This is a genomic window from Chitinophaga sp. sic0106 (genome assembly GCF_019219075.1).
In the GTDB taxonomy this organism is placed as follows: Bacteria; Bacteroidota; Bacteroidia; order Chitinophagales; family Chitinophagaceae; genus Chitinophaga.
Genome location: NZ_JAHUWJ010000059.1, coordinates 1 through 314 on the forward strand (window position 1 = coordinate 1; position 314 = coordinate 314).

A 314-nucleotide genomic window follows, 5' to 3' on the forward strand; every position below is an offset into this window, starting at 1 on the left:
TGTACTGCACCGTCCAGGTACCAATCTGCTGGATGTTTCCAGTAGATACCACAGGGGTGGCATCCAGGGTGAAGGCAGTAGTTCTACCGCAATCTTCCTGATCTGCTCCCGCGTTGGCGGCTGGGTTTGCAGCGTAGTTATAGATAGTTACTACATCGGTAGTAGCTGGGCAAGTGGTGATGATGGTGCCATTTACCATGCTGGTAACTGTCCAGGTCAGTTGTACCTGATCTCCAGGTGTTACCGTGATGGTAGCTTTTGGATCATGGATATCACTTACAACAGGAGCAGCGTTTGCACCAGTGTACTGCACT

1 protein-coding gene is annotated in these 314 nt (G+C 50.6%); it reads right to left on the minus strand.

The features are described from left to right. The coding region (locus tag KW844_RS28920; RefSeq protein WP_218380241.1) for a hypothetical protein at positions 1-314 on the minus strand (314 nt) is incomplete at both ends.